The organism is Kribbella sp. NPDC023972, assembly GCF_040639075.1.
Taxonomy (GTDB): domain Bacteria; phylum Actinomycetota; class Actinomycetes; order Propionibacteriales; family Kribbellaceae; genus Kribbella.
This window is the reverse complement of sequence record NZ_JBEZZH010000007.1, coordinates 163,298-188,670: the sequence shown is the minus strand read 5'-3', so window position 1 is coordinate 188,670 and position 25,373 is coordinate 163,298. Positions and strand designations below refer to the sequence as shown.

Here is a 25,373-nt window from a genome sequence, read left to right as displayed (position 1 = left end):
GCTCAAGCGCCCCAGCGTAGGCCGGGGGTGTTCACTGGTGCGTCCCAGAGGCGGACCAGTTCGTCGTCCACCCTGAGCAGGGTGACCGAGCAGCCGGCCATCTCCAGGGAGGTGATGTAGTTGCCGACCAGCGAGCGGGCGACGGTGATGCCGGCCCGGTCGAGCAGTTGGGCGACCTCGTTGTACATCAGGTACAGCTCGATCAGCGGCGTACCGCCCATGCCGTTCACGAACGCGATCACCGCGTCGCCCTGCTGGTAGGGCAGGTCGCCGACGACCGGGTCCACCAGCATCGCCGCGATCTCCCTGGCCGGTGCCAGCGGCAACCGTTGCCGGCCCGGCTCGCCGTGGATGCCGATCCCGACCTCCATCTCGTTCTCGGCCAGCTCGAACGTCGGCTTGCCCGCCGCCGGGACTGTGCACGAGGTGAGCGCCATCCCCATGCTGCGGCCGTTGTCGTTGACCTTCCTGGCCAGGTCGGCGACCTCCTGCAGCGAACGGCCTTCCTCGGCGGCGGCACCGACGATCTTCTCCAGCAGCACGGTGACGCCGACACCGCGGCGGCCGGCCGTGTAGAGGCTGTCCTGGACGGCGACGTCGTCGTTCGTCACCACCGACAACACCTCGGTACCGGCGTCGGCCGCAGCCAGCTCGGCGGCCATCTCGAAGTTCATCACGTCACCGGTGTAGTTCTTCACGATGTGCAGTACGCCGGCGCCGGCGTCGACCTCCTTGGTCGCCGCCATCATCTGGTCCGGAACCGGGGAGGTGAACACCTCACCCGCACACGCCGCGTCCAGCATCCCGAGCCCGACGAACCCGCCGTGCATCGGCTCGTGGCCCGACCCGCCGCCGGAGATCAGACCGACTTTTCCCGGTCTCGGCGCGTCCTTGCGGAACACGATCCGGTTCTCGTGGTCCACCCGCAGCCGGTCCGGGTGCGCCGCCGCCATCCCCCGCAGCGCCTCACTCACAACATCACCAGGTTCGTTGATGAGCTTTTTCATGCCCCCCATCTGAGCACACCCCGCACCCCCACGGCAGCCCCACCGCCGCGCCCCACCCCATTTGCCTGGTCAGCCACCGAAGTGGTGGGTTCGGCACCCGTGTTCAGGGTGGAGAACCCACCATTTCGCTGGCCTGCCAGCGAAATGTGGACGGGTGGTCAGTCCTTGGGGCGCAGCAGGGGGCGGACGACCTCGCGGGCGTCGTGGATGCGGGACTTGATGGTGCCGAGGGGTGCGCCGACTTCGGCGGCGATCTCCTCGTAGGACAGGCCGTAGACGTCGCGCAGGACCAGCGGGGTGACCATCTGTGGACGGTCGCGCTCGAGGGTTTCGAGCGCCTCGAGCAGATCCAGGCGGGTGCCGGCGATGACGCTGGTGGTGCGGGGGTCCGGCTTCTCCATCGTCTCCGGGTTGTGGGCTGCCTGGGCGGTCCGCTTGAGCTTGCGGTACGTCGACCGCGCCGAGTTGGCCGCGACCGAATGGACCCAGGTGGAGAAGCTGCTCCGGCCGGAGTAGGTGCCGATCTTGGTGGCGATGTTCAGCAGCGCTTCCTGGGCCGCGTCCTCGGCGTCCGCGGAATACGGCAGCACGCTGCGGCAGATCCGCAGCACCCGCGGATGGACCAGCCGCAGTAGGTCGTCCATCGCGTGCTTGTCCCCGCCCTTGGCGCGCTCCGCCAGGGCTCCCAGGTCGTCGGTCGGGTTGCTGCTGTCGCTCATCTGTGCCTTTGCTGTCCTCAGGGGCCCCGGGCATAGGACTCCCAGTGATCCATAATGCCCTGTATGGGGGTCCCCAGCAGACTAGGTCGTTACGTCGTGCGACGACGCTTGGGCTCGGGCGGTTTCGCTACGGTATGGCTCGCTCACGATGAGCAACTGGACGCCGAGGTCGCGGTCAAAGTCCTCGCGGATAACTGGGCGCACGACGACACGGTCCGCCGCCGGTTCCTCGAGGAGGGCCGGTTCCTGCGCCGGGTCGAGTCCGAGCACGTGGTTCAGGTGCACGATGTCGGCGAGCTCGAGGACGGACGGCCCTTCCTCGTGCTCACGTACGCCGACCGCGGCACGCTGGCCGATCGGCTGAAGAAGGAGCCGCTGCCACTGGCCGCCGCGGTCGACGTGGTCGTCCAGGTCGGCCGCGGTCTGCAGGCGCTGCACCGGCGTGGGCTGTTGCACCGTGACGTGAAACCGGCGAACGTCCTGTTCCGCAGCACGGACGAGGGCGAGCGTGCCGTCCTGTCCGACCTCGGGCTAGGGAAGTCGCTCGACGAGGTGTCGCGAATCACAATGCCCGGCGGCACTCCGTCGTACGTCGCTCCCGAGCAGGCGATGGGTGAGCGGCTGGACCAGCGCGCCGACCAGTACTCGCTGGGCGCCGTCGCGTACGCCGCTCTGACCGGACGTTCACCGCATCAGGTCGACGGGCTGGGCGCGGCCTCCCGGGTCGAGGCGGCGCCGCCGCCGAGCACGCTCGGGTTCGACCTGCCGGACAAGGTCGACACCGCGATCGTCCGCGCCCTCGACCCGGACCGGGAGAAGCGCTGGCCGGACGTCCAGTCGTTCACCCGCGAGCTGGTCGGCGCCCTGAACGAGACCACGCACGACTTCGTCCCGCCGAAGGCCGCCGCCCGGGAGACGATCGTCGTCTCCACCTCCACGGCGGCTGCGGACGCCGGCCTCGCCGAGGACACGGCGCTCAGCGACGCCAACCAGCCAACCATCGTCAAGACGCCTGCGCCGGGAGAAACCGTCGCCGCACCGACCGAGCCGCCGGCCGCAGCAGAGTCGGCCGCCGCGAAGTCGGCCGCCGCAGAGCCGGGGGCGGGGGAGTCGGCCGCCGCAGAGCCGGGCGCCGCGGAGTCGGCCAAGCCACCGAGACGACGGCGCGGTCGCTGGGCGGTCGCCGCCGTACTCGCCCTGATCGTGGGCGGGGGAGCCGGGTTCGTGGGGCAGCGGTACCTGGCGGACCGTGAAGTCGTCACGGTCGCGGCGGGCGGATTCTCCGTGGACGTCCCGCGCGGCTGGGCGAAGTCGGTGGCGCAGTCGGACTGGCAGCCACCCGGGAGTACCGCGCCCTATCCGGCGCTGCGGGTCAGCCAGGACGCCGACTGGTCGTCCGGTACGCCTGGCATCTTCGTCGGGGTGGCGGATTCGAAGCTGTCCCTTCCAGACATGTCTCAGTTCGGTTGCAAACAGGACACCGCCCAGCCGGACCAGACCGTGGACGGGCAGAAGATGACGGTCCGGTACTCGAGCGACTGTGGCGGTGCGGGTATGGTGCTTCTCCAGCGAGTCGTGGAGCGGGGGGCCGCCGGCTCGATGCTCGTCCAGGTCATGGTGCCGGATGCGGACCGTCTCTCCCGCGCACGGGAGATGGCCGATTCGGTGAAGTACTCCGGTTGAGGAAGCCTCCATGCGTTTTCCCAGCGAACGGCTGCGCCCGTCGCCTGCCTTCATCCAGTCCGCCCGCCGCCGCTTCTACCGCTTACGCTCCACCGTCTTCCGCACCATCTGGCCGGTCGAATGAGCTAGTGCCCGTCCTCCGCGAGGTCGACCGACAGGCCGTAGTGGTCGCTCGGAATCGCGTCCGGCTGGTCGAAGGTTCGGGTGCACGCCAGGATGGGGAGGGTTGGCCGGCCGCGGGGTCCGCAGCGGATGAGGATGTGGTCGATGCCGCGGAAGGGCCAGGCCTCGTCGACGAAGTGCGGGTTCTCCTCGACGTAGGTCTCGAGAGGCTCGTGTGGATGCGTTTCCTCCCAGGCACTGCGGTAGCACACGCTCACGTCGTCGATCACGTGCCGGCCGGTCCAGAAGCGCAGGCTGTCCGCCGAGTCCTCCGCGTCCAGGTCGCCCGCGACGATGACATGACCTGGCAGTTCCTCGAGGTGGCGTGCGACCAGCACGGTCTGCAGACACCGCTCACGCTCATGGTCGACCTGATAGTCGGGGAAGTGGTTCGCCACCCACACCCGGCCGAACGGCGCCAGCACTTCGGTCACCAGCGCCGTACAGGCGAAGTCGCCGGTCCGCTCGGTCACGTTGAGATCGAGCTCCAGCACCTCGCCGATCGGCCATCGACTCGCCGTGGTGATGCCCTGACCGTCGGACTCGCGTTCGGACGAGTGGGCGAGGTGATAACCCTCTCCGAGCATCGCAGTCACCTGGTCGACCTCGTCGGTGAGGATCGTCTCCTGCAGAGTCAGTACGTCGGCGTCCAGCTCCCGAAAGCCCTTCTGGAACAGGGGCAACCGCGCATCCCAGTCGCCCCGAGTACCCCAGACGTTGAGTGTCGCCAGTCGCATACCTACCCCACAGTCAGCCAGGTGATCGCGAGTCCCAGTACCCACATGCCGCTGCCGGTCCACGCCAAGGTGTGCAGGCCGGCGACCGTCAGGGCTTAGCTGGGCTGCTTGGAGTCTGACTCGGACAGCGGGCTGTCGCGTCGTTCGACGCTCGAAGAGGCCTTCTCTAGCACCGCCATCAGAGCCTCCTTGTCCTGGGGGAGGCCGGTGGAGCTCATCTCGACGGCGCAGAGGCCGCTGTCGTCGGCGACCCAGCGGACGATCACGTAACGGACCGTCGCCTTCGGCGCCAGCAGCTCGGGTGGTAGGTACGTGTAGGTCAGCGTGGCGTAGTTGCCCTCGACCGTGCTGGAGATGATGGTCACCATCTGGTCCTTCGGCAGGGTCGCCAGTTGCTGGATCCTCGCCTGCATCGAGGCCGCCGGTGGGCGCTGGATGGCGAAGCCGGCCTCGATCCGGAGCCAGCGTTTGCCGGTCGGGTCGCTGAACCGCGCGGTCCGCGGCGGGTCCGGCTGAGTCATGTTCCAGCGGGACGGCACCCGAACCGAGACGTCCGACCGGTAGACGTCCCGCACCGTGAACGAGCGGGACTTGTAGCGCAGGTCGGAGGCCTCGAGCGGAGGCGAGTTGTCCGGCTCGACCTTGCGTGGCGTGGTTGTCGGCACCGGCGTGGCGGAGGCAGACGGCGTCGACACCCGGACTGTCCCGAGCGGTGCCGCCGCACCCGTGGCCGCGGCCGGATTGTCGACCGCGGTCAGCAGGCCGACTCCGTATCCGCCCGCTCCGCCGAGTGCCGTGATCGCCAGCAGCCCGGAACCCAGCAGAGCGCCTAGAGCCCCCCGACCAGCCACGCCTGCCCCACCTCCCCAGAGTTCGCCTACTCCTCAGATACCGTAGCCCGCCGCCGGGTTGCGGCAGACCGGTAACAATTCCGTGAACCCACCCTTTCGGGCGCCGCTGAAAGGCTCAGTCCTCCGGCATCGCCGACTTCGCCACCTGGTCCGCGATCAGGTTCAGCGCCTCGGCGTCCTCGGGCAGGCCGGTGATCGACATCTCGACCGTTGCCATCGAGTCGCCGGCTGTGGCCACCCAGCGGACCAGGACATACCGGACGGTCTTGCCGGGGATCCAGGTGTAGATGACGGTGGACGTGACCCGCGGCCGGCCGTCGGGGCCGGTGATCGTGTCGTCGGTCTTGGCGATGATCTCGAGGTCGTTCTCGTACGGCTGGCTCGACTCGAGGCCCTGGATCAGCTTGTCCCGCATCTGCGTCGTGGTCAGGCCGGGCCGGAACCCCGCCTCGATCCGCGCACCGCGCTCCCGCAGCGAATCGAGGAACTTCACCTCACCGGGCGCTTCCTTGTTGGTCGTTTTCTGCCAGCCCACCGGCACCCGCACCGCCAACCGCACCGGGGGCTGGAAATCCTGCTGCACGGTGAACCGCTGCGTCCGGAAGTCCAGTTCGTCCGGCTGCAGGGCCGGCAGCTTGTTCGGCTCCGGCGTCTTCCGCACCAGCTCCGGCTGGCTCGGGGACACCGTGCCCAGCGGGACGGCCGCGCCCGAGGCGGTGGGGACGGGCACCTCGATCCGGTCGCCGGTGAGATAGCCGCCGGCGGCGCCGAGGAGCGTGATCAGCAGGATGCCGCTGACCAGAATCGGACGTTTCACCCGTGCACCGGTCCGGGCATCACGTGGCCCCGGCCGGTTCCGTCGTACGGCATGACGGGGCGCAGCACGTCGTACGGCGTGCTGGCCGGCAGGGCGCAGGCGGTCGCGGGCACGGCGACATCTTCTCAGGCGACCCGGGCACGGCCCCAAACACCGCCCGATCGTCAGACCTCTCTGAATCCTTTCAACGAGGTCTTGACACCCCTCCAGGCCGTCCGTAGCGTCCCGCGTGAAGAAAGTAACACGACTTCGCGATTACTTCACATCATCAGGCGGTATCTCAGCGGTGGCTCTCCGCCCCGCGGCTCAGGAGGAACCCATGGCACTCGATCAGTCCGTCAGTCGGAGGCGTCTCCTGCAGCTGATGGGTGGCGCGGCCGCCGTCGGCACGCTTGCGGCCTGCGGCGGCAACGGCGGTACGTCGTCGTCCGGCGGACAGGTAAAGGTGATCGGCGCCGGCAGTCAGGAAGCCGGTCTGCGCAAGGCGCTGGAGGAGTACAAGAAGGCGCACTCCGACTTCGATTTCAACCTGTCGTTCTCACCCGCCGATCAGCTGCAGACCGCGCTCCGGGCCCAGCTTGCGGCCGGTAACGCCCCCGACCTGCACGCGGTCTACCCGGGGAACGGCAGCGCGATGTCGATGGTCCAGCTGAGCAAGGCGAACCTGCTCGCCGACCTCAGCGACCAGGCCTGGACGCAGAAGATCCCGACCGGGTTCAAGGGCGCGTTCCAGAACGACGGCAAGACCCACATCTTCTCGCCCGGGACCAGTGTGCTCGGCGCGATCTACAACAAGAAGGCGTTCGCCACCGCCGGTGTCGAGCCGCCGAAGACGTGGTCGGAGCTGCTCGCCGTCTGCGACAAGCTGAAGAAGAAGGGCATCGTTCCGATCGCCCTCGGCGCGCAGACCCCGTGGGTGACCCAGCTGATCGACTATGCGCTGGTGCCGGGCACGGTCTACGCCAAGACGCCCGACTTCGACGACAAGATGATCGCCGGTAACGCGTCGTTCGCCGACTCCGGCTGGGCCGACGCGATGAACAAATACCTGGAGCTGCAGAAGAAGGGCTTCTTCAACGACAACCCGAACGGGACGACGTACGAGCAGGCCACCTCGATGGTCGGCACCGGCAAGGCCGCGATGGCCGTGCAGGTGTCCGCCGTCCTGCAGGCGTTCCGGGAGGCGGCGCCGTCACCGGACGACCTGGGCATGTTCCCGTTCCCGGCCACCGATGTCGAGGCGGACAACTGGATTCCCGGCGGTGTCGTGGTCGGCCTCGGGATCAGCGCGAAGAGCAAGAACGCCGACCAGGCGAAGAAGTTCATCGAGTACTGCGGCCAGCCGGAGACCGTGAACGCCTGGGCCGAGGCGATCGCGTGTGTCCCGCTGTACTCCGAGGGTGAGGCGAAGGTGGACCCGGTGCTGAAGCCGTTCCTGCCCTACCTGAAGGACGACAAGGCCGTCCCGTTCATGGACCAGCGGTGGCCGAACGCGGAGGTCCAGCCGACCCACTTCGCCGTCGTCCAGGAACTCCTCGGCGGCAAGACCACCGTCCCGAACGCCCTCAAGAAGATGGACGAGGCCTACCGGAAGTCGGCATGACAGTCTCTTTACAAGCGGTACGACGCGACGCCGTGAAGTCATCGCGGCGTCGCGGCGGCGGTATCGCGCCGCCGTGGTTCTTTGCGGCGCCGGCGTTGGTGGTCTATGCGCTGGTGATGCTTTATCCGAGTATTGCCGGGGCGGGGTCGGCGTTCACCGACTGGTCGGGGGTTGGCGAGCAACGGACCTTTGTCGGGCTGGAGAATTTCAAGCAGCTCGTTCACGACGACCAGGCGCTCGGTGCCATGCGCAACACGCTGCTGCTGACCGTCGCGATCGTGGTGGTTCAGAACGGGCTCGGTCTGCTGCTGGCGCTCGGCGTACACACCGGGATCAAGAGCCGGATGGCGCTGCGGGTGATCTTCTTCGCTCCGGTCGTGGTCAGCCCGGTGATGGTGTCGTTCCTGTGGAAGTACGTCTACAACCCGGCGCCGGACGCGGGGCTCAACGCCGCGCTGAACGCGATCGGGCTCGGCGGGCTGCGGCAGGACTGGCTGGGTGATCCGTCGCTGGCGATCTGGTCGGTCGCGTTCACGGTGATCTGGCAGTGCGCCGGGTACTCGATGGTGATCTTCCTGGCCGGGCTGGAAGGCGTACCGCAGGAGTTGCAGGAGTCCGCGATGGTGGACGGGGCCGGCCTGTTCGCGCGGTTCCGGCACATCACCTGGCCGTTGCTCGCGCCGGCCACGACGATCAACGTGATGCTGTCGACGGTGGGCGGCCTGACGCTGTTCACCCAGATCATCGCGATGACGAACGGCGGCCCGGGGTACGCGACCGACACCCTGTCGACGGTGCTCTACAAGCAGGCGTTCGTATTCGGGAAGTTCGGCTACAGCACCGCGGTCGCGCTGGTGCTGGCGATCTTCGTCGCGGCCGTGTCCTTCATCCAGATCGGCTACCTGCGTTCGAGGGAGACGACAGCATGAGGACCGGGTACCGCCCGCGCACGCTGGTGCGCGAGCTCGTGATGATCGTGGTCGCGATCGCGTTCCTGTTCCCGGTGTACGCCTTGGTGACGCTCGCCTTCAAGGATCCGGAACAGATCGCGAACAAGCCGCTGTCCCTGCCCAGTCCGCCCTCGGTCGGCAGCTTCGGCGAGGCCTGGCAGTCGGCCTCGCTCGGATCCGCCTTGCTGAACAGCACGCTGATCACGGTCACCAGTGTCGTGGTGCTGATCGTGCTCGGGTCGCTGGCGGCGTACTTCCTGGCCCGGACCGCGTCGCGGTTGAGCTACAGCCTCTACATCCTGTTCCTGGTCGGCATCATCCTGCCGTTCCAGCTCGGCATGATCCCGCTGTACCAGCTGGTCAACGACCTGGGCCTGCTCGGCACGTACCAAGGAATGATCCTGTTCTACACCGGCATCCAGCTGCCGTTCACGGTGTTCCTCTACACCGGGTTCATCCGGTCGCTGCCGGCCGACTACACCAACGCCGCGCTGATCGACGGAGCCTCGCATCTGCAGGCGTTCGGGTACGTGATCTTCCCGCTGCTGCGGCCGATCACCGGCACCGTGCTGATCCTCAACGCGGTGCACATCTGGAACGACTTCTTCACCCCGCTGCTCTACCTCGGCGGCTCCGGCCGGGAGACCGTCCCGGTCCGGGTGTTTGCCTTCGTCAACGAGTACACCTCGGACTACGGCCTGGTCGCAGCCGGTCTGGTGCTGGCCGCACTGCCCATCCTGGTGGTCTTCCTGCTCCTCCAGCGGTACGTCATTCGCGGGTTCTCCAGCGGCCTGAAGGGATAACCGTGGCACTTCCCCCTCGCCTGGCGTCGGTCCTGACCGATCCGCCCAGGGCCTACTCACCTGCGCCCATCTGGTGGTGGAGTGGCGAACCGCTCGACCCCGCCCGGCTGCGTTGGCAGCTCGAGCGGTTCGTCGAGGGTGGCGTGTACCAGCTCGTCGTACTGAATCTCGCGCCGGCCGGGTCGGACCACGGGTGCGACGCGGACGATCCGCCGTTCTTCTCGGAGCCGTGGTGGGACATCTTCCTCGGGGTCTGCGACGACGCGGCCGAGCTGGGCGTCTCGCTGTGGTTCTACGACCAGCTCGGCTTCTCGGGGGCGGACATCCAGGCGCGGCTGGTGGCTCGGCAGCCCGCGTACGCCGGCCGGCGGTTGGAGCGTCTGACGGTCAGTGGGACCGGCCGGTTGGAGCTGCAGTGTCCAGCGGGTGGTCGCGTGATCTCGGCGGACGTCGAGCCGCCGGCGCCGCTGGCCCTCGACGCTTCTGGTGTCGCGTGCGAGGCGGTAGTCGAGTCGCGGCTGTCGTTGTTCTACGAGACGGACCACGGGTTCGACTACCTGAGCCCATCGGCGTGTACGGCGTTGCTGGACCAAGTGCATGGTGAATTCGAACGACGGCTCGGGGACCGGCTGGGCCGAGTCGTGGTCGGGTCGTTCCAGGACGAACTGCCCTCGGTGCCCACGTGGTCCGCCGACTTCGCCGAGCGATTCCTGACCCGCTACGGGTACGACCTCCGCGACCGGCTCGGTGCGTTGTGGGATTCCGCCGTACCGGATGGGGCTCAGGTACGACGGGACTACCACGCGCTGCGCGCCTCGTTGGCCGAGGAAGCGTTCTTCAAGCCGCTGCACGAGTGGCACGAGAAGCATGGGCTGATCGTGGGCTGCGACCAGCAGGACCCGGCGCGGGCCGGTCTGCCGGTCGAGGGTGTCCAGTTGTACGCCGACTATGCGCGGACGCACCGGTGGTTCAGTGCGCCGGGGTCAGATCATCACGGGGACGCGCGGATCCACTCGTCGCTGGCGCATCTGTACGAGCGGCCGCGGACGTGGATCGAGGCGTTTCACTCCACTGGCTGGGGCGGGACGCTGGAGGAGACGTTCGACTGGTTGCTGCCGTGGTTGCGGACCGGGGCGACGCTCTACAACCCGCACGCGGTCTACTACACGACCCGCGCCGGATGGTGGGAGTGGGCGCCGCCTTCGACCGATTGGCGGCAGCCGTACTGGCGGCATCACAAGTCCTTCGCGGACGCGGTGACGCGGTTGTGCGCGGCTTTGTCGCTGGGCCGGCATGTGTGCGAGGTCGCCGTACTGTTCCCGAATGCGACGGCTCAGTCGGATCTGACGATGGACGGTCCCGGTCCTGCCGCGCGGCGTGCTCAGGAGGTGTACCGGGAGCTGATCGGGGACGCGACCTGGTTCGCGCCGGCGCTGGGTGTACTGGATCGGGCGCGGATCGACGCGGACGTCATCGATGACGAGTCGTTGGCCGGCGCGGAGATCCTCGCTGGGCCACGGCTGACCGTTGCGTCCGAGTCCTACAGTGCTGTGGTGTTGCCTGCGGCAACTGTGCTCGAGGATGCGGTGGTGGAGCGGCTGAACGAGTTCATCGCCGCAGGTGGCCTTGTGATTGCCGTGGGCGCCGTTCCCGATGAGCTGTCGGGGAACGTCGTGGTGGTTGCCGACGCCTCCGAGGTGCCGTCCGCGCTGGCATCCTTGCCGCGGCGGGTCGAGGCGGACGTCCCGGTGCTGGCTCGGGAGGTCGATGACGCGCTGGTCGTGTTCGTCACGCCGACCGAGTGGAGTGCGACCAAGATCGACGGCCAACCCGTCGGGCGGGGGATCAGTCACGAATGGGCAAGCGTTGGGTACAGCTTCGATCCGGCTCGATATCTGGGTGAGGTTCGGTTGCGGGTCCGCGACATGCCGGGACCGCCACTGCTGGTGTCGCCGTTCGACGGCTCCTCGAAACCCCTGGTCTACAAGGACGGAGAGGTCGTCGTTCCCTTCGACCACGGTCCTGCCGCCTTGGTGGTGTTTGCCGAGGGCAACCCTTCTGTGGTGGCTGAGGAGCGGGTGGCCGACGACGAGGTGACGCTCGGCGGTGACTGGGACGTCGAGCTGATTCCGACCCTCGACAACGCCTGGGGCGATTTCGCCTGGCCTGCTTCGGCGCCGTCGGACGAGGTCGTGGTCGAACGCTGGGCGGTGGAGCATCGCGTCGAGGGGACGGACGACTGGCGGCCGGCACAGGCCACCTTCGGCCCGCACGGTCTCAGCGACGGCGAGCCGGTGGAGTACTCCGAGTCGCTAGGCATCCGCAAGGATCACATTCACCACCACGCCCTCGGCCCGAAGGGGCACGTCCCGGAAGACTTCCTGGACTTCGGCACCGTCGCGGCCGGGCAGACGGTGACGTTCGCAGCGTCCTTCGAGCTGGCGGATGCCTTGGACTCCACGGTGGTGGTCAGCGCTCCAGCGGCCAAGGAAGTGCTGATCGACGGCCAGTGGCTCCCGATCTCGGATCAGGGCGGTCAGTTCGGCTCGGTCCCGGTGGCCGTGGCGCCGGGACATCACGAGCTGGAGTTGCGGCTGACGCCCGACGAGGAGCTGCACCTTCGCGCGAACGTGGCGTTCGTCCGCGACCTGGCGTCGTACCGCCGGCCCGAGTGGATCGCCGCCGCCTCGTCCGGGTCCGTGATCCGCTACAGCACGACCGTCGTACCGGAGGATCGCACCGAGCTCACGTTGACCGCGTGGGGATCGGCACGGCTGTTCGTCAACGACGTCGAGGTGGGCCGTCAGGGCGGCTTCATGCCCTACGAGCGGCCGACTCCTCGGGTACGGCGCTACGACGCGGCCGCTGCGCTGCGACCGGGTGCCGAGAACACGATCGTGGTGGAGGTGACCCGGCCGACCCCGATCCTGGTCGACGGCCTGGTGATCTCCGACCACGACTGGCAGGCGACCGTCGACGGGGTGACCGCACCGACGGTGCGACGGCGTCCGTGGCATCGGGCGCTGGCGGACCTGTACTTGACTCGCCGGCCGCATCCGCTTCCGGCCGCCGCTTGGCTCGACGGCACGGATACGAGTGTGGTGGAGCCGATCACCTTCGCGGTGCCTCGCCAGGGAGCAGACCGCATCGAGCACCTGCGCTTCGACCTCCCACCAGGGACGAACCGCTTGGAGGTCAACGTGGTCGGCGAAGCCGTCCTCACCGTCGACGGAGAGCAGCTCGCCACCGGCTCAGGCCAACTGGTGGCCGACGTACCCGCCGGGGCGAAGACCGGCTGGATCACGGTGCTGACCACCCCCGGCCACGAGGCCGGCGCCGCTCTCACCGCCCCGATCCGCGCGACCGTCGGCCGCGGCCGGATTCCCCTGGGCAACTGGGAAAGCCGCGGCCTCTCCGAGTACTCCGGCGGCGTCCGCTACACCCGCCGGCTACAGATCCCAGAAGCCGACCACCTCAAGCTGGACCTCGGCCAGGTCCGCGGCACCGCCGAAGTCTTCGTCGACGGCGTCTCCAGAGGCTCCCGCTTCTGCTCGCCGTACACCTTCGACCTGACCGGCATCCCCGCAGGAGAACACAAACTCGACATCGAGGTCTTCAACACCGCGGCGCCCTACCTCGACGCGGTCAGTCCCACCCACTTCATCTTCCCCGGCCAGAACACCTCCGGCCTCTTCGGCCCGGTGCTCCTCAGGTCTTGGTAGACCTCGATGCGGTCCAGGCTGATGATCGTGCTGCCGGAGGCGGGGTTCTTGATGGCCGGAACCGCCGTACCGCAGCCGGCGTCGAATCGCGCATGAAGCTGAAGGTTCGGGTCGTGCACTACCGCTGTCAGGGGCGGGACTGCTGGTACGCCGACATCGACGACGCCGAGGATCGCCAGCCGGACGACCCGTACTGGTACGCCGACGGCTGCCGTTCACAGGCGGAGGCGATCACCCTCGCCTGCACCCAGTTGGCCGCGTTGGAACAGTCAGACCGCCCACTGACACGGATCAGCGAGTCTCGGGTCGCCGCCTGAGCTTCCCGACCGGCATCATGGGGCGATGCTCGGGGAATCGGACGGCACCAAAGGCGACGCCACGATCGAGCAGATCGGCCGGCGTCGGACGTTCACCAGGACACTCCAACTCGCTGTCGTACTCGCCGTGGTCCAGTGGCCGATGCGCGACGCTGTGCAGGACGCGGCCGACTCGGCGTTCCTCTGTGAGGTGCCCGGCCGGCTGTCGCTGTTGCTCGACGCGACGTTCATCATGGCCTACGTCTATGCGGCGTACCGGGCGTACAAGTACGTCAAGTTCCTGAATCGCCAGTCGTGGCGGCGAGTCGCGGCGATCGGGTCGTGGATCGTCTTCGTCGCCGCGGTGCTCGATGTCGTCGAGGACGTCCGGCTGTGGAGCGAGTTCGGTGCGTCGACCGGTGCCTGCGCAGACTTGTCCACCGGCTGGTTCACCTGGCTGATGCGCGGCACCGGATTCGCCGGCGCCCTCATCATTGCCGTCGCCTACTTCGCCTCCAGCCGCCTCGGGCAGCGGATGTTGTACGGCGTCCGCCTCGATCCGCCGGCCACATTCAAGCGGATCAAGGACGACGGCACGGACGCCGGCCGGCTGGTGATCACCTGTTCCGGCGGTGGCATCCGGTCGGCGTCGTTCTGTCTCGGCGCGCTGCAACTCCTGCGGGAGAAGGGCTTGTACGACAAGGCCTCGACGGTGATCGGGGTCAGCGGCGGTGGCTACATGGCCGCCGCGTTCCATGTGCTCCGGCGGACCTGCGCCGATCCGTTCTCGCCCGGATCACCCGAGCTGGCGCGGTTGCGACGGCAGACCCGCTACCTGTTGCAGGGCGGCCGGGCGATGTTCCGGGCCGCGTTGTCGGTGCTGTTCGGACTGGTCGTCAACCTGTTGCTGATCGGGATCACGCTGCGCGCGATCGCCTGGGTGCTCGGCTGGTTCCTCGCCGACCAGCAGGTGATCCTGCAGGAGTCCGCCGAGCTCCGGGTCGACTGGCTGCCGAACGGCTCCTGGTTCTTCCTCGGGCTGTCGCTGCTCCCGCTCGCGCTCAGCGCGGCGATGTTCGTGCTGGAGAAGGTGTGGGACCGGTGGGCGCGGATGCCGGACGTGGTCCGGATCGCGCTGACGACGATCGGGAACGTCTCGCTCCGGTACGGCGTACCCGTCGCCGTCTTGTTGCTCGGCGTACCAGGCGGCCTTTATCTGCTGGGACAACTGCCCGGTGAGTCCACCGACCAGCCGAGCCTGCCGTCGGCCTTGCAGGCGTTGGTCGACCCGGCGAAACAGGGTGTCGCGTCGTTCACCGCGCTGGTCGTCGTACTGATCGGGCTCGGTAAGACGGTGTGGAACGGGCTCGCGGTCGAGGGCAAGGAGGCGGCCGGGATGCGGGCCAGGTTGCTCGCGTTCGCGCGGACCAAGCTCGCGCCGTGGGCGGGCACCACGATCATCGTGCTCGCGGCGGTCATCGTGCTGCTGCGCTGGACCGGTGGTTATGCGACCGACCGTGCGTACCAGGAGGACTGGAACGTCGCGCTGGTCCTGGCTGCGATCGCGGTCGCGATCAAGGTGCTCACGGACGCGAATCGGACGTCACTGCACTCGTTCTACCGCGAGCGGTTGTCCCGCGCGTTCCTGGTCACCCGGAAGGACAACGGCGCCGCGGTCGCGCTCGACTACCACCTGCGGCTGCGGTACTCCGAGTGGGCGAAGCCGATCGACGGCGGGCCGCAGCTCGTCATCGCCGGGGTCGCCAACGTGTCCGACGCGGACTTCGTGCCGATCCAGCGCGATTGCGTGCCGTTCGTGTTCGACGCCCAGCAGATCGGGATCGTCGGCGACCGGTCGCTGCCCGACGGCGGCCGCCGTACGACCGACGACTACGAGCGCGAGGCCGACGCGCTGAAGCGTGAGGTGACCGTGCCGGCCGCGATGGCGATCAGCGGTGCCGCGTTCAGCCCACTCACCGGCCGGGTGAACGCGCGGACCAGGCCGGTCCGGCTGCTGCTCGCCGTACTGAACGCCCGGCTCGGGGTGTGGCTGCCGAACCCGTACTGGAACAACCGGTCCGAGCCCGCGTTCCCGGAGGTGCGCGGCACGTTCGCGAAGATACGGCGGTACGTCGGCAGCGTGATCGACAAGCCCGGACCGTACCGGCTGCTGATGGAGGGGATCGGGCAGCCGTCGATGTACGACCGGCGGATCTACGTCACCGACGGCGGTCACTACGACAACCTCGGCCTGGTCGAGGCGCTGCGCCGGGAGCCGGCCCAGGTGATCGTCATCGACGCCTCGAACGACGCCGAGGACCGGTTCACCGCCCTGGCCGAGGCGATCGCGACCGCCCGGATGGACCACGGCATCCAGATCGACATCGACCCGTCGCCGATGATCCGCGGATCCAAACCGCGCGCCGACCGGCCATGGGCGTACGGCATCGCCACCCACCCGCTGAAGGAGGGCGACGACAAGCCGTACAAGACCGAGATCTTCTTCCTCAAGGCAGTCCTGGCCGGCCACCTCGGCTGGGACATCGAGCAGTACGCCGTCGGCCACCCCGACTTCCCGCGGCGCACCACCGGCGACCAGTTCTACGACGAGTGGGACTTCGAGGCCTACCGCTCCCTCGGCTACTCCCTGGCCCAGGCCCTCACCGAACACCACCGCGTCCGAGCCCGACTGGAGGATTTGTAACACCACGTCACGGTGACTGGATGTAACCCCGTGAGGGGGACCTACATGTACACATTCAACTCACCACCCGGCTGGCCCGAACCACCGACACCGAACTGGCAACCACCGCCCGGCTGGCGACCGGATCCAGCTTGGCCGCCAGCGCCATCGGGCTGGAGCTTCTGGCTGAACTCCCGCGGACTCCGCGCCCGCGGGCCGAGCGGACGGTACGGCGCCGAGCCGCCCGGGAAGCTGATCGCGGGTTGGGTGGCAGGCGGCGTCGCCTTCATCACGATCCTCGCCGCGATCGGTGGCAGCAACAGTGCGTCGTCGTCGCCGGTGCCCGGCGCAACCGCGACGGCGACGGCGACGGTTACCGTGCCGGGACCGACGGAGACGACCATGGTCACCGTGCCCGGACCGACGGAAACCATCAAGCAGCCGCCGCTGCCGGCACGAACAATCACGGTCAAGGCGCCTCAAGCGACCACGACGGTGACCGAGCGGGCGCCGCTGGCTCAGTCGACGACGAGCCCCAGACCGAGAAGGACGACAGCCGCGCCGGAGGTGTACTACGCGAACTGCTCGGCGGTCCGGGCGGCCGGGAAGGCGCCCTTGTACGTCGGGCAGCCCGGCTATGCATCGCATCTGGACGGTGACAACGACGGAGTCGCCTGTGAGTAAGCCGGCCCACCTGCGGGCGGGGTACCAAATGCTGGTGCGGATGCACGTGCAGTCCGCCTGGTGAGCGGATGGTTGCCGAGGTCTGGGGTCGGTGGTGTGATTGGTGGCCGTGTGCCGGAGAAACTTTACGAAAACTTAGCTGTGACCTTCGGTGCGCCAGGTCGTTGATCCGTCAGACAGTTCGTGGTCAGCGGATCGCTCGGGATTTGCTGGGGAATCTGGGAAGGACCGTCCGTGCATCGATTCAACCCGCCACCTGACTGGCCCGAGCCGCCGAGTGATACCTGGCGTCCGCCGCCAGGCTGGGAGCCCGACCCCGACTGGCCGGACGCACCGGCGGGCTGGGGATTCTGGGTCAATCGCAACGGCCGCCCGGCCAGTGGGCCCATCGGCGCCTACGGTGCCGTCGACGCCGGTCGCATCGAGTTCTCCAAAGTCGACCCGGCCCTGGTTCTGATGCACTCCTGACCAGCCAACACGTGACCGTCCCGCCGGCGCTGCCGGCCGGACCATCCGGCTCCCGCAGGCTTCCCAGCTGCGGGAGCCGAGTCGTGTCCGGGTTCGGACGGAGACTGGCGTGTTCTTACCGTCTTCTGCTGTTATGTTATCAGCGCAGATAACACTTGATCGGGAGGCGTCACGTGGGCTGGATCGGCGTAGACCTCGGCACGCAGAGTGTGCGCGCCGTCCTCGCCGATGCCGACGGCACAGTCCTGGCCCGCGCGGCCCGGCCGCTGGTCAGCCACCGCGACGGTCCACGCCACGAGCAGGACCCGCAGAGCTGGCTGGACGCCGTCGACACCGTCCTCGCCGAAGTGTCCGGCCCCGACGTTGCGGGCATCGCGATCTGCTCCACCTCCGGCACCTTCCTGCTTACCGACGAGCACGGCCGCCCGGTCACCCCTGCTCTCATGTACGACGACGCCCGTGCAGCCGACCAGCGTGACCGCATCGTGGACGCCGACCCCAATCGCTGGGCGACGGCGATGCAGCCGACCTGGGCCCTGCCGAAACTCCTCTCGCTGAAGCCATCGGGCAACCACCGGATCGTCCACAGCGCTGACTTCGTCGCTGCCCACCTGGTCGGTCACCCGGTCGCCACCGACACCAGCCACGCCCTCAAGACCGGCTACGACCTTGTCGCGGACTCCTGGCCGCAGGCCGCCTTCGACAAGCTCGATCTGCCGTCGAGCATCTTCCCGGGCGTCGTCCTCCCCGGCACCGAGCTCGGGCGCACTCCGTCCGGCGTCCCCGTCTTCGCCGGCATGACCGACGGCTGCGCGGCCCAGATCGCCGCCGGTGCCCTCAGTCCCGGCGCCTGGAACTCGGTCCTCGGTACGACGCTCGTCCTCAAAGGCGTGAGCAAGGACCTTCTCGACGACCCCACCGGCGCGGTCTACAGTCACCGCCACCCCGACGGCGGCTGGCTCCCCGGTGGCGCGTCCAGCACAGGCGCCGGCGTACTCACCGAGCTGCTTCCCGCCGCGGACCTGGACGCGCTGGACAAAGCGGCCGGCCCGATCGACGCCGTCATCTACCCGCTCACCAAGGCAGGTGAACGCTTTCCCTTCGTCGCTCCACAAGCCGAGCGCTTCACCTTGGGCAGCCCGACTGACGACCTGCAGACGTACGTCGCCGTCCTGCAGGGCGTGGCCTTCATCGAGCGACTCGCCTTCGAGCATCTGGTCAGCCTCGGCGCCGACCCGGTCCGGTCGGTCTCCTTGACCGGGGGCGCCGTCCGCAGCGGCTACTGGAACCAGCTCCGCGCCGACGTTCTCGCCGTACCCGTCGAGCTCCCGGCCGCTCCGGATCCGGCGTACGGCATGGCCGTGCTCGCCGCGTCGTCCGGCGGCTCGCTCACCGAGACGGCGCGCAGAATGGTCAGGACGGACCGCATCCTCGAGCCACGCCCACACCAGCTCGAGGACTTGTACGGCGAGTTCGTCGCCGAACTGGATCGCCGGGGGTACCGCGGATGAGGACCACGATCGTCTTGGCCCGGCACGGCCGGACCGCGTGGCATCACGGCAACCGCTACACCGGATCGACCGACCTCCCGATCGACGAGGTCGGCGTACAGCAGGCGTTGCAGCTCCGGGAGTGGGCGGTCGACTACGCGCCGGATGCGCTGTGGGCGTCGCCGATGCTGCGGGCCCGCCAGACCATCACTCCCACCGCGGAGGCCTTGGGTCTGACACCGACCCTGGACACCCGGTTGCGCGAGGTGGACTTCGGCTCGGCCGAGGGCAAGATGCTCAGCGAGCTTCCGCCGTCGGTGGCCAAGGCCTTCCAGTTGGACCCGGTCCGCGACCACTTCCCGGGTGGTGAGGATCCGGTCCAGGCGGCCGACCGGGTGCGCGAGGTCTTCGACGAGATCGGCCGCCGGCACGAGGGTCAAAAGGTCCTCGTCGTCGCTCACAACACGCTCATCCGGCTGCTGGTCTGCCGGGTGCTCGGACTGCGGCTGAACGAGTACCGCAGACTGCTTCCTGCGCTCGGTCCCGCGGCGTTGGTGCGTTTCCGCTGGCAGGACGGCACAGTGGGTCTCGAGGCGTACAACGTTCCCGCAGTACGAATGGAGACCCTGGCATGACATCCGATGTCGACGGTGACACCACCGAGCTGAGTCGTCCCGCCCGCCGGCAGGCCGAGATCGCGGCCTACGTCGTCGAGCACGGCTCGGTCTCGGCCAACGATCTGGTCGAGGCGTTCGGGGTGAGCGTGATGACGGTGCACCGCGACCTGGACGAGCTCGAGCGCCAGGGCGTGGTGCGCAAGTACCGCGGCGGCGTCAGCGCGCAGCCGACCAGCGTGTTCGAGAGCAACGTCGCGTACCGGCTGAACACGGCCCAGACCGAGAAGGCCGCGATCGCCCGGCACGCCCGCGCGATGATCGAGCCGGGGATGTCGGTGATGCTCGACGACTCGACCAGCGCGCTGGCCCTGATCGACCTGTTCGAGGACATCACCCCGTTGACCGTGGCAACGAACTTCCTGCCCGCGATCACCAAGCTGGCGGCCCTGCGCGACATCACCCTGCTCGCCCTCGGCGGGATCTACTCCGCGACGCACGACTCGTTCGGCGGGATGCCGTGCGCGGAGGCGGTCGAGGCACTGCACACCGACCTGCTGTTCTGCTCGGTCTCCGCGGTGTCGCCGACGCACGCCTTCCACCAGGAGGAGGAGATCGTGCTGGTGAAGCGGGCGATGCTGCGGGCCGCGAAGACCAAGGTGCTGCTGGTCGACCACGCCAAGCTCCAGCGCACCGCCCTCCACCGGCTCGCCCCACTGACCGACTTCGACGTCGTGGTGGTCGACGAGAAGACGCCGAAAGACCTGATCCAGCCGCTCCGCGACCACGGCGCGACCGTGGAGGTCGCAAAACTATGAACGCTCCAACTCAGTCGCCCGGACCGAAGGTGAGCTGAGCTGGAGCAGTAGAGGAGGGGAGTATGGACGTCGGAGTCGACGTCGGCACCACCGTCACCAAGGCCGTCGCGTTCGACGACGACGGCCGGCCGGTGGCCGAGGCGTCCCGGCCGACCAGGCTGGTCCGGCCCGGGCTGGGCACATCGAGGCTGGGGCGGTTCGAGCACGAGACCGCCGAGATCGTTGCCTCGGTCAACGAGGTGGTCGGCGAGCTGGCCGGCACGGTGGGGGACCGGCCCGGCGTCCTGGCGATCACCGCACAGGGCGACGGTCTCTGGCTGGTCGACCCGGACGGTACGGCGGTCCGCCCGGCCATCTCCTGGCTGGACGCGCGCAGCAGCGCGATCCTGGACCGCTGGACCGCCGACGGTGTCGCCGAACGCGTCTTCCGGCGTTCCGGCAACCGGATGTTCCCGGGTGCGTCCGGTCCGCTGCTGGCCGCCGTACTCGCGGAAGAGCCTGACGTGATCGCTCGGGCGGGCACAGCGGCGTACTGCAAGGACGTCGTGATGCAGCAGCTCACCGGCGTCCGTGCGACCGATGTGTCGGACGCGTCCGCCCCCTTCCTCGACCCGCGGACGAACGAGTACGACGACGAGGCGCTGAAGGCGACCGGGCTCTCGGAGCTGCGGCACCTGCTGGCGCCGGTGGAGCCCGCCGGCCCGGTCGGTGAGCTGCGCGACGACTCGACCGGATTGGCCCGCGGCACCCGGGTTTCCGCCGGGCCGTACGACCTGCCTGCCGCAGCCGCCGGGACCGGAGTGCAGGAGCCCGGCGATGCCTTACTTACCGTCGGTACGACGCTCGCCTGCCAAGTCGTGACGCGTGAGCTGCCTGTTGACGGCGAGCCGGCCGGGTTGTTCCTCGGCACATGGACACCGGGCATCTGGCTCCGGGCCATGCCCGCGATGGTCGGTACGGCGGCGCTCGACCGCGTGCTCGCCTTGGTCGGTGTCGGCACGGATCAGTTGCCGGAGTTGCTCGCCGAGAGCCCGGTCGGCGCGCAGGGCGTGACTGTCCTTCCGTATCTGTCCGAAGCCGGCGAGCGTGCGCCCTTCGTCGACACCCGTGCTCGCGGCACGATCGACGGGATCTCGCTGTCCACCACCACCGCCGACCTGGTCCGCGCCACCTGTGAAGGCATCGCGTACGCCGCTCGCCACTGCCTGGAGGCGGCCGGATGGTCCGGACGTGTCACGGTCTGCGGTGGTGGCGCCCGCAGCAAGGAATGGACGCAGATCCTGGCCGACGTCCTGAACGCGCCCCTGCACACCGCCGCGGCGGAGCAGGTCGCCGCGCGTGGTGCCGTGATCTGTGCCCGGCGCGCCGTCGATCCGGACAGCGCCGGACCGGAGTGGATCGCCGAGACCCGCCGGATCGATCCCGATGCTGCCCGCGCCGCCTTCTACGCGGAGGGCTACGCCCACTACCTGCGCCGGATCGAAGCGGCCCGCCCGCGCTGGTCCGACCCCGCCCCAACGTTCAGCTCAGGAGTTCGATGAGAACCATCAAGACTTTGCTCGCCGGTGATCACTTCGTTCGTAACGATCTGCTCGCCAAGGCACTGTCCTCCCTCGACGATGTCAGCTTCGACTTCCGGGAAGTCACGTTGCCGTGGCCGTTGACGCCGTTCGGGCCGGTGGCGGAGGTCGACGAGGCGAGTGACGCCGAGGATCAGTTGATCGAGGCGCTGGCCGGGGTCGAGATCGCGGTGACCCAGATGGGTCCGTTCACCGAGCGCGTGCTGGCGGCCGCGACCGACCTGCGGTTCCTGGTTGTCTGCCGCGGCGGACCGGTCAACGTCAACGTGCCCGCGGCGACCAAACGCGGGATCGTCGTCGCCTCCACGCCGGGACGCAACGCGGTCGCCGCGGCCGAGCACGCGGTCGCCCTGATGATGGGGGCCTTGCGCAACCTTCCGCGCCTGCAACGCACCCTGGAGCAGGGCGAGTGGCGCAGTGACCTCTACGCGTACGACGAATGCGGCGTGGAGCTGGACGGGTCAACGGTCGGCCTGGTCGGGTACGGCGCGATCGGGCAGCGTGTCGCGCGGGTGATGCTCGCCTTCGGCGCCCACGTGCTGGTCACGGATCCCTACATCACCCAGGCTCCCGAAGGTATCGAACTGGTCGGGCTCGACGACCTGTTGCGACGGTCGGACGTGGTCAGCCTGCACGCCCGGCTGACCGACCAGACCCGCGGCATGATCGGCGCCGACCAGCTCGCGTTGATGCCGCGGGGCGCCGTACTGGTGAACACGGCTCGCGGGGGTCTGCTCGACTACGACGCGACCGTCGATGCCTTGGAGTCCGGCCAGCTCGGTGCGGCCGCCTTCGACGTCTTCCCGTCCGAGCCGGTCCCGGCCGGCGCACGGTTGCTGACGGCACCTAACGTGGTGATGACACCGCACCTGGCCGGCGCCACCCGCCAGACCGCGCACCGGGCCGGCACGCTCGCGGCCGAGGCCGTCGCCGCGTACCTGGCCGGAAAGGACCCGCTGGGCCTGGTCTCCGCCTGATCATCAAGGTGCTCGCGCTGGACGGTGTCACCGGCGTCCGGCTCCGCAACGATGACGACGACTGACCTTGGGCGTGTGAACTCAGTCAGAAAATCACATAGATTCTCTATACGTCACCATAGATCAGTGATAATTTCACGCCGTGCTTAACACTCCGCCCCCTGTCGAGCTGCGCGACCTGGCCCTCCGGCTGGCCGTCGCGGCCGGCCAGGAGTTGCTGGCACGCCAACCAGGTCTATCCATCGACGCCGCCGGTGTCCAGACCAAGACCTCGTCCAGCGATCCGGTCAGCGACGCCGACCGCGCCTCCGAGAAGCTGATCACGGACGGCCTCACCACGGCCCGCCCCGGCGACGGCCTGCTCGGTGAGGAAGGGACGTCCCGGGCCTCGGCCACCGGTCTCACCTGGGTGATCGACCCGCTGGACGGGACGGTGAACTACCTCTACGGCAGGCTCGACTGGTGTGTCTCCATCGCGGCCGAGGACGAGGCTGGTGCACTGGTCGGCGTGGTTCACCAGCCGCGCACCGGCAGCACCTGGTCCGCGATCCGCGGCGAGGGCGCAGCCCGCGACAATGTTGCCCTCGGCCCGCTTCGTGGCGTCGCGCTCCAGGCCGCCTTGGTGAGCACAGGGTTCTCCTACCTGCCGGAGCGTCGCGCCGAGCAGGCCGAACACCTGCGCCGCGTGCTCCCCGCCGTACGTGACGTACGCCGCGGCGGCTCGGCCGCACTCGACCTGTGCTCGGTCGCCGACGGTACGGCGGATGCCTACTACGAGCACGTGATCCAGCCGTGGGACATCGCCGCCGGATCGCTGATCGCTCGCGAGGCGGGTGCGCAGGTCATCGGCGGAACCGCTTTACCCCACGGGGTTCTGGCGGCCGCGCCTTCGCTGGCGGCCGCGCTTGTCGAACTGCTCGTGCCATCAACCCCGAGGAGGTCGGTGTGACAGCACTGGACCTGCCGGTCCGGACCCATCCGGACGAACGCCGTCAGGCCGAGGGCGGCGGTCAGCAGCAACGCCGCAGGCGACGGCGTGAGTACGGGCTGTTCGCCTTGCTGGTGGCGCCCAACCTGCTGGTGATCGCCGTGTTCGCGTACTGGCCGATCCTCTACAACGCGTTCCTCAGCCTGACCGACTGGAACATGATCGCGGCCCGGCCGACCTTCGTCGGGCTGGCGAACTACGGCCGCACCCTGACCGATCCGGCATTCCACAAGACGCTGTGGATCACCGTGGTGTTCACCGGCTTCGTCGTGGCCGGCAGCCTGGTCATCGGGCTGGCGCTCGCCTTCCTGTTCAACCTGCCGCTGAAGGGCCGCGGTGCGGTCCGGACGATCGCGTTCGCCCCGCACATCCTGTCCGGTGCCGCGGTCGCCACCATCTGGCTGTTCATCTTCGACCCCGGCTACGGCCTGTTGCGGGCGCTGATCGAGCCGTTCGGCGCCGAGCCGCCGGACTGGATGAACAACTCCGACTGGGCGCTGCCGGGTCTCGTCATCGTCTACCTGTGGAAGAACATCGGCTTCGCCGCGCTGATCTACCTGGCCGGCCTGCAAGGGCTGCCGAAGGAGCTCGACGAGGCAGCCGCCATCGACGGTGCGAGTACCTGGACCAGGTTCCGCGCGATCAAGCTCCCGTTGCTTGCCCCGATCACCTTCTTCCTGCTGATCACCACCGTGATCGGGACCTTCCAGGCGTTCGACGTGATCGCGGTGATGACCGGTGGTGGCCCTGGTGACGCCACCACCACGCTGAGCTGGTCGATCTACAACGAGGGCTTCCAGGCCTTCAACGCGGGCCGGGCGGCGACGTTGTCGATCATCATGTTCGTCATCCTGCTGGTCGTCACAGCGGTACAGGCCCGGGTGATGGAGAGGCGGGTGCACTACCGATGAAGGTGCGTGCGATCCAGTACGTCGTACTGATCGGGGTGGCGGCCGTCTTCCTCGGGCCGTTGTACTGGCTGCTGTCGACGGCGTTCAAGCAGCCCACTCAGATCTACCAGTGGCCGCCGGCGTGGTGGCCGGACCTGACCTGGCAGAACTTCAGCCTGGCCTGGAAGGCGGCGCCGTTCGACCGGTTCTTCCTGAACTCCACTGTCATCACGGTCGCCGGAACGCTGCTGAAGGTGGCCAACGCGGTGCTGACGGCGTACGCGTTCGCCTATCTGCGCTTCCCGTTCAAGAAGGTGCTGTTCTTCGCGGTGCTCGGCGCCATGATGGTGCCCGGTCACGTCACCCTGCTGCCGAACTACCTGACCGTGGCATCGCTCGGCTGGATCAACACCTACGCCGGCCTGATCATCCCGGGGATCGGCTCGGCGTTCGCGACCTTCCTGATGCGGCAGCACTTCCTCACCCTGCCGTCGGAGGTGACGGACGCGGCGGCGGTCGACGGCGCCGGGCACCTGCGGACGCTGTGGCGGGTGGTGCTGCCGATGTCGCGGCCGATGCTGATCACGGTGGTGGTGATCACCGCGGTGGAGGAGTGGAACAACTTCGTCTGGCCGCTGATCGTGACCAACACCGCGTCGATGCGGACGCTGCCGGTCGGCCTGCTGATCCTCAAGGACGAGGAGGGTCTGGCGAACTGGGGCACGATCATGGCCGGCACGCTGCTCGTCCTCGCGCCGATGCTGGTGATCTTCCTGATCGCCCAGCGCTACATCGTCGGCGGTATCACCCAGGGGGCGTTGAAGGGATGAG

At 68.6% G+C, this 25,373-nt stretch carries 23 protein-coding genes; 17 read left to right on the top strand and 6 right to left on the bottom strand.

The window, feature by feature from the left end; all coding sequences use genetic code 11:
- Nucleotides 1–2: 2 nt before the first annotated feature.
- Both dhaK and AB0F43_RS27165 read right to left on the bottom strand, forming a co-directional pair.
- Nucleotides 3–1,007 (bottom strand): dihydroxyacetone kinase subunit DhaK, encoded by a 1,005-nt coding sequence (gene dhaK / locus AB0F43_RS27170; protein ID WP_360482596.1) that lies wholly within the window; start codon nt 1,005–1,007, stop codon nt 3–5.
- Nucleotides 1,008–1,165: 158 nt separating this feature from the next.
- The gene (locus AB0F43_RS27165; protein ID WP_360482593.1) at nt 1,166–1,726 is read right to left on the bottom strand and encodes an RNA polymerase sigma factor; all 561 of its coding nucleotides are present in this window, start codon (nt 1,724–1,726) and stop codon (nt 1,166–1,168) included.
- Between the two features lie 96 nt (nt 1,727–1,822).
- On the opposite strand from AB0F43_RS27165, the gene AB0F43_RS27160 reads away from it, so the two are divergent.
- Nucleotides 1,823–3,409 (top strand): serine/threonine-protein kinase, encoded by a 1,587-nt coding sequence (locus tag AB0F43_RS27160; RefSeq protein ID WP_360482590.1) that lies wholly within the window; start codon nt 1,823–1,825, stop codon nt 3,407–3,409.
- Between the two features lie 125 nt (nt 3,410–3,534).
- Here AB0F43_RS27160 and AB0F43_RS27155 read toward each other — a convergent pair whose 3' ends face one another.
- From AB0F43_RS27155 to AB0F43_RS27145, 3 genes are all read right to left on the bottom strand, one after another.
- Complete coding sequence (locus AB0F43_RS27155; RefSeq protein WP_360482587.1) at nt 3,535–4,308, bottom strand: endonuclease/exonuclease/phosphatase family protein; 774 nt, start codon at nt 4,306–4,308, stop codon at nt 3,535–3,537.
- 95 nt (nt 4,309–4,403) lie between these two features.
- On the bottom strand, nt 4,404–5,159 hold the full coding sequence (locus tag AB0F43_RS27150; protein WP_360482584.1) for a hypothetical protein: 756 nt from the start codon (nt 5,157–5,159) through the stop codon (nt 4,404–4,406).
- A gap of 115 nt (nt 5,160–5,274) precedes the next feature.
- Nucleotides 5,275–5,976: a hypothetical protein gene (locus AB0F43_RS27145; protein ID WP_360482581.1), complete on the bottom strand. Its 702-nt coding sequence runs from the start codon at nt 5,974–5,976 to the stop codon at nt 5,275–5,277.
- Between the two features lie 319 nt (nt 5,977–6,295).
- On the opposite strand from AB0F43_RS27145, the gene AB0F43_RS27140 reads away from it, so the two are divergent.
- The 6 genes from AB0F43_RS27140 to AB0F43_RS27115 all read left to right on the top strand — a co-directional run bounded on the left by AB0F43_RS27140 (nt 6,296) and on the right by AB0F43_RS27115 (nt 16,054).
- The gene (locus tag AB0F43_RS27140; RefSeq protein ID WP_360482578.1) at nt 6,296–7,579 is read left to right on the top strand and encodes an extracellular solute-binding protein; all 1,284 of its coding nucleotides are present in this window, start codon (nt 6,296–6,298) and stop codon (nt 7,577–7,579) included.
- Nucleotides 7,576–8,508 (top strand): sugar ABC transporter permease, encoded by a 933-nt coding sequence (locus AB0F43_RS27135; RefSeq protein WP_360482575.1) that lies wholly within the window; start codon nt 7,576–7,578, stop codon nt 8,506–8,508. The genes AB0F43_RS27140 and AB0F43_RS27135 overlap by 4 nt, the downstream gene beginning before the upstream one ends.
- Entirely contained in the window at nt 8,505–9,332 is an 828-nt protein-coding gene (locus AB0F43_RS27130) for a carbohydrate ABC transporter permease (protein WP_360482572.1), read from the top strand. The genes AB0F43_RS27135 and AB0F43_RS27130 overlap by 4 nt, the downstream gene beginning before the upstream one ends.
- Before the next feature lie 2 nt (nt 9,333–9,334).
- The gene (locus tag AB0F43_RS27125) at nt 9,335–13,054 is read left to right on the top strand and encodes a hypothetical protein (RefSeq protein WP_360482569.1); all 3,720 of its coding nucleotides are present in this window, start codon (nt 9,335–9,337) and stop codon (nt 13,052–13,054) included.
- A gap of 92 nt (nt 13,055–13,146) precedes the next feature.
- On the top strand, nt 13,147–13,371 hold the full coding sequence (locus AB0F43_RS27120) for a hypothetical protein (RefSeq protein ID WP_360482566.1): 225 nt from the start codon (nt 13,147–13,149) through the stop codon (nt 13,369–13,371).
- 25 nt (nt 13,372–13,396) lie between these two features.
- On the top strand, nt 13,397–16,054 hold the full coding sequence (locus AB0F43_RS27115; RefSeq protein WP_360482564.1) for a hypothetical protein: 2,658 nt from the start codon (nt 13,397–13,399) through the stop codon (nt 16,052–16,054).
- 41 nt (nt 16,055–16,095) lie between these two features.
- On the opposite strand, the gene AB0F43_RS27110 is transcribed toward AB0F43_RS27115, so the two are convergent.
- Complete coding sequence (locus tag AB0F43_RS27110; protein ID WP_360482561.1) at nt 16,096–16,437, bottom strand: hypothetical protein; 342 nt, start codon at nt 16,435–16,437, stop codon at nt 16,096–16,098.
- Between AB0F43_RS27110 and AB0F43_RS27105 the strand changes: the two genes are divergently transcribed.
- From AB0F43_RS27105 to AB0F43_RS27060, 10 genes are all read left to right on the top strand, one after another.
- Nucleotides 16,436–16,717, top strand: a complete 282-nt coding sequence (locus AB0F43_RS27105; protein WP_360482558.1) for an excalibur calcium-binding domain-containing protein — start codon at nt 16,436–16,438, stop codon at nt 16,715–16,717. The genes AB0F43_RS27110 and AB0F43_RS27105 overlap by 2 nt on opposite strands.
- Before the next feature lie 234 nt (nt 16,718–16,951).
- Nucleotides 16,952–17,185: a hypothetical protein gene (locus AB0F43_RS27100; RefSeq protein WP_360482555.1), complete on the top strand. Its 234-nt coding sequence runs from the start codon at nt 16,952–16,954 to the stop codon at nt 17,183–17,185.
- A 173-nt stretch (nt 17,186–17,358) separates the two neighbouring features.
- Nucleotides 17,359–18,696, top strand: coding sequence for an FGGY-family carbohydrate kinase (locus tag AB0F43_RS27095; RefSeq protein ID WP_360482552.1), 1,338 nt, complete (start codon nt 17,359–17,361; stop codon nt 18,694–18,696).
- Entirely contained in the window at nt 18,693–19,310 is a 618-nt protein-coding gene (locus AB0F43_RS27090; protein ID WP_360482549.1) for a histidine phosphatase family protein, read from the top strand. Before AB0F43_RS27095 ends, AB0F43_RS27090 begins: the two co-directional genes overlap by 4 nt.
- Nucleotides 19,307–20,107: a DeoR/GlpR family DNA-binding transcription regulator gene (locus AB0F43_RS27085; protein ID WP_360482547.1), complete on the top strand. Its 801-nt coding sequence runs from the start codon at nt 19,307–19,309 to the stop codon at nt 20,105–20,107. Before AB0F43_RS27090 ends, AB0F43_RS27085 begins: the two co-directional genes overlap by 4 nt.
- Before the next feature lie 62 nt (nt 20,108–20,169).
- Nucleotides 20,170–21,648, top strand: coding sequence for an FGGY family carbohydrate kinase (locus AB0F43_RS27080; RefSeq protein WP_360482544.1), 1,479 nt, complete (start codon nt 20,170–20,172; stop codon nt 21,646–21,648).
- Nucleotides 21,645–22,664 (top strand): 2-hydroxyacid dehydrogenase, encoded by a 1,020-nt coding sequence (locus AB0F43_RS27075; protein ID WP_360482541.1) that lies wholly within the window; start codon nt 21,645–21,647, stop codon nt 22,662–22,664. The genes AB0F43_RS27080 and AB0F43_RS27075 overlap by 4 nt, the downstream gene beginning before the upstream one ends.
- Before the next feature lie 142 nt (nt 22,665–22,806).
- Nucleotides 22,807–23,613, top strand: a complete 807-nt coding sequence (locus AB0F43_RS27070; protein ID WP_360482538.1) for an inositol monophosphatase family protein — start codon at nt 22,807–22,809, stop codon at nt 23,611–23,613.
- Nucleotides 23,610–24,563, top strand: a complete 954-nt coding sequence (locus AB0F43_RS27065) for a sugar ABC transporter permease (RefSeq protein ID WP_360482535.1) — start codon at nt 23,610–23,612, stop codon at nt 24,561–24,563. Before AB0F43_RS27070 ends, AB0F43_RS27065 begins: the two co-directional genes overlap by 4 nt.
- A complete protein-coding gene (locus AB0F43_RS27060; protein WP_360482532.1) occupies nt 24,560–25,372 on the top strand; it encodes a carbohydrate ABC transporter permease in 813 nt (270 codons plus the stop codon). Before AB0F43_RS27065 ends, AB0F43_RS27060 begins: the two co-directional genes overlap by 4 nt.
- The last annotated feature ends 1 nt before the right edge of the window (nt 25,373 follow it).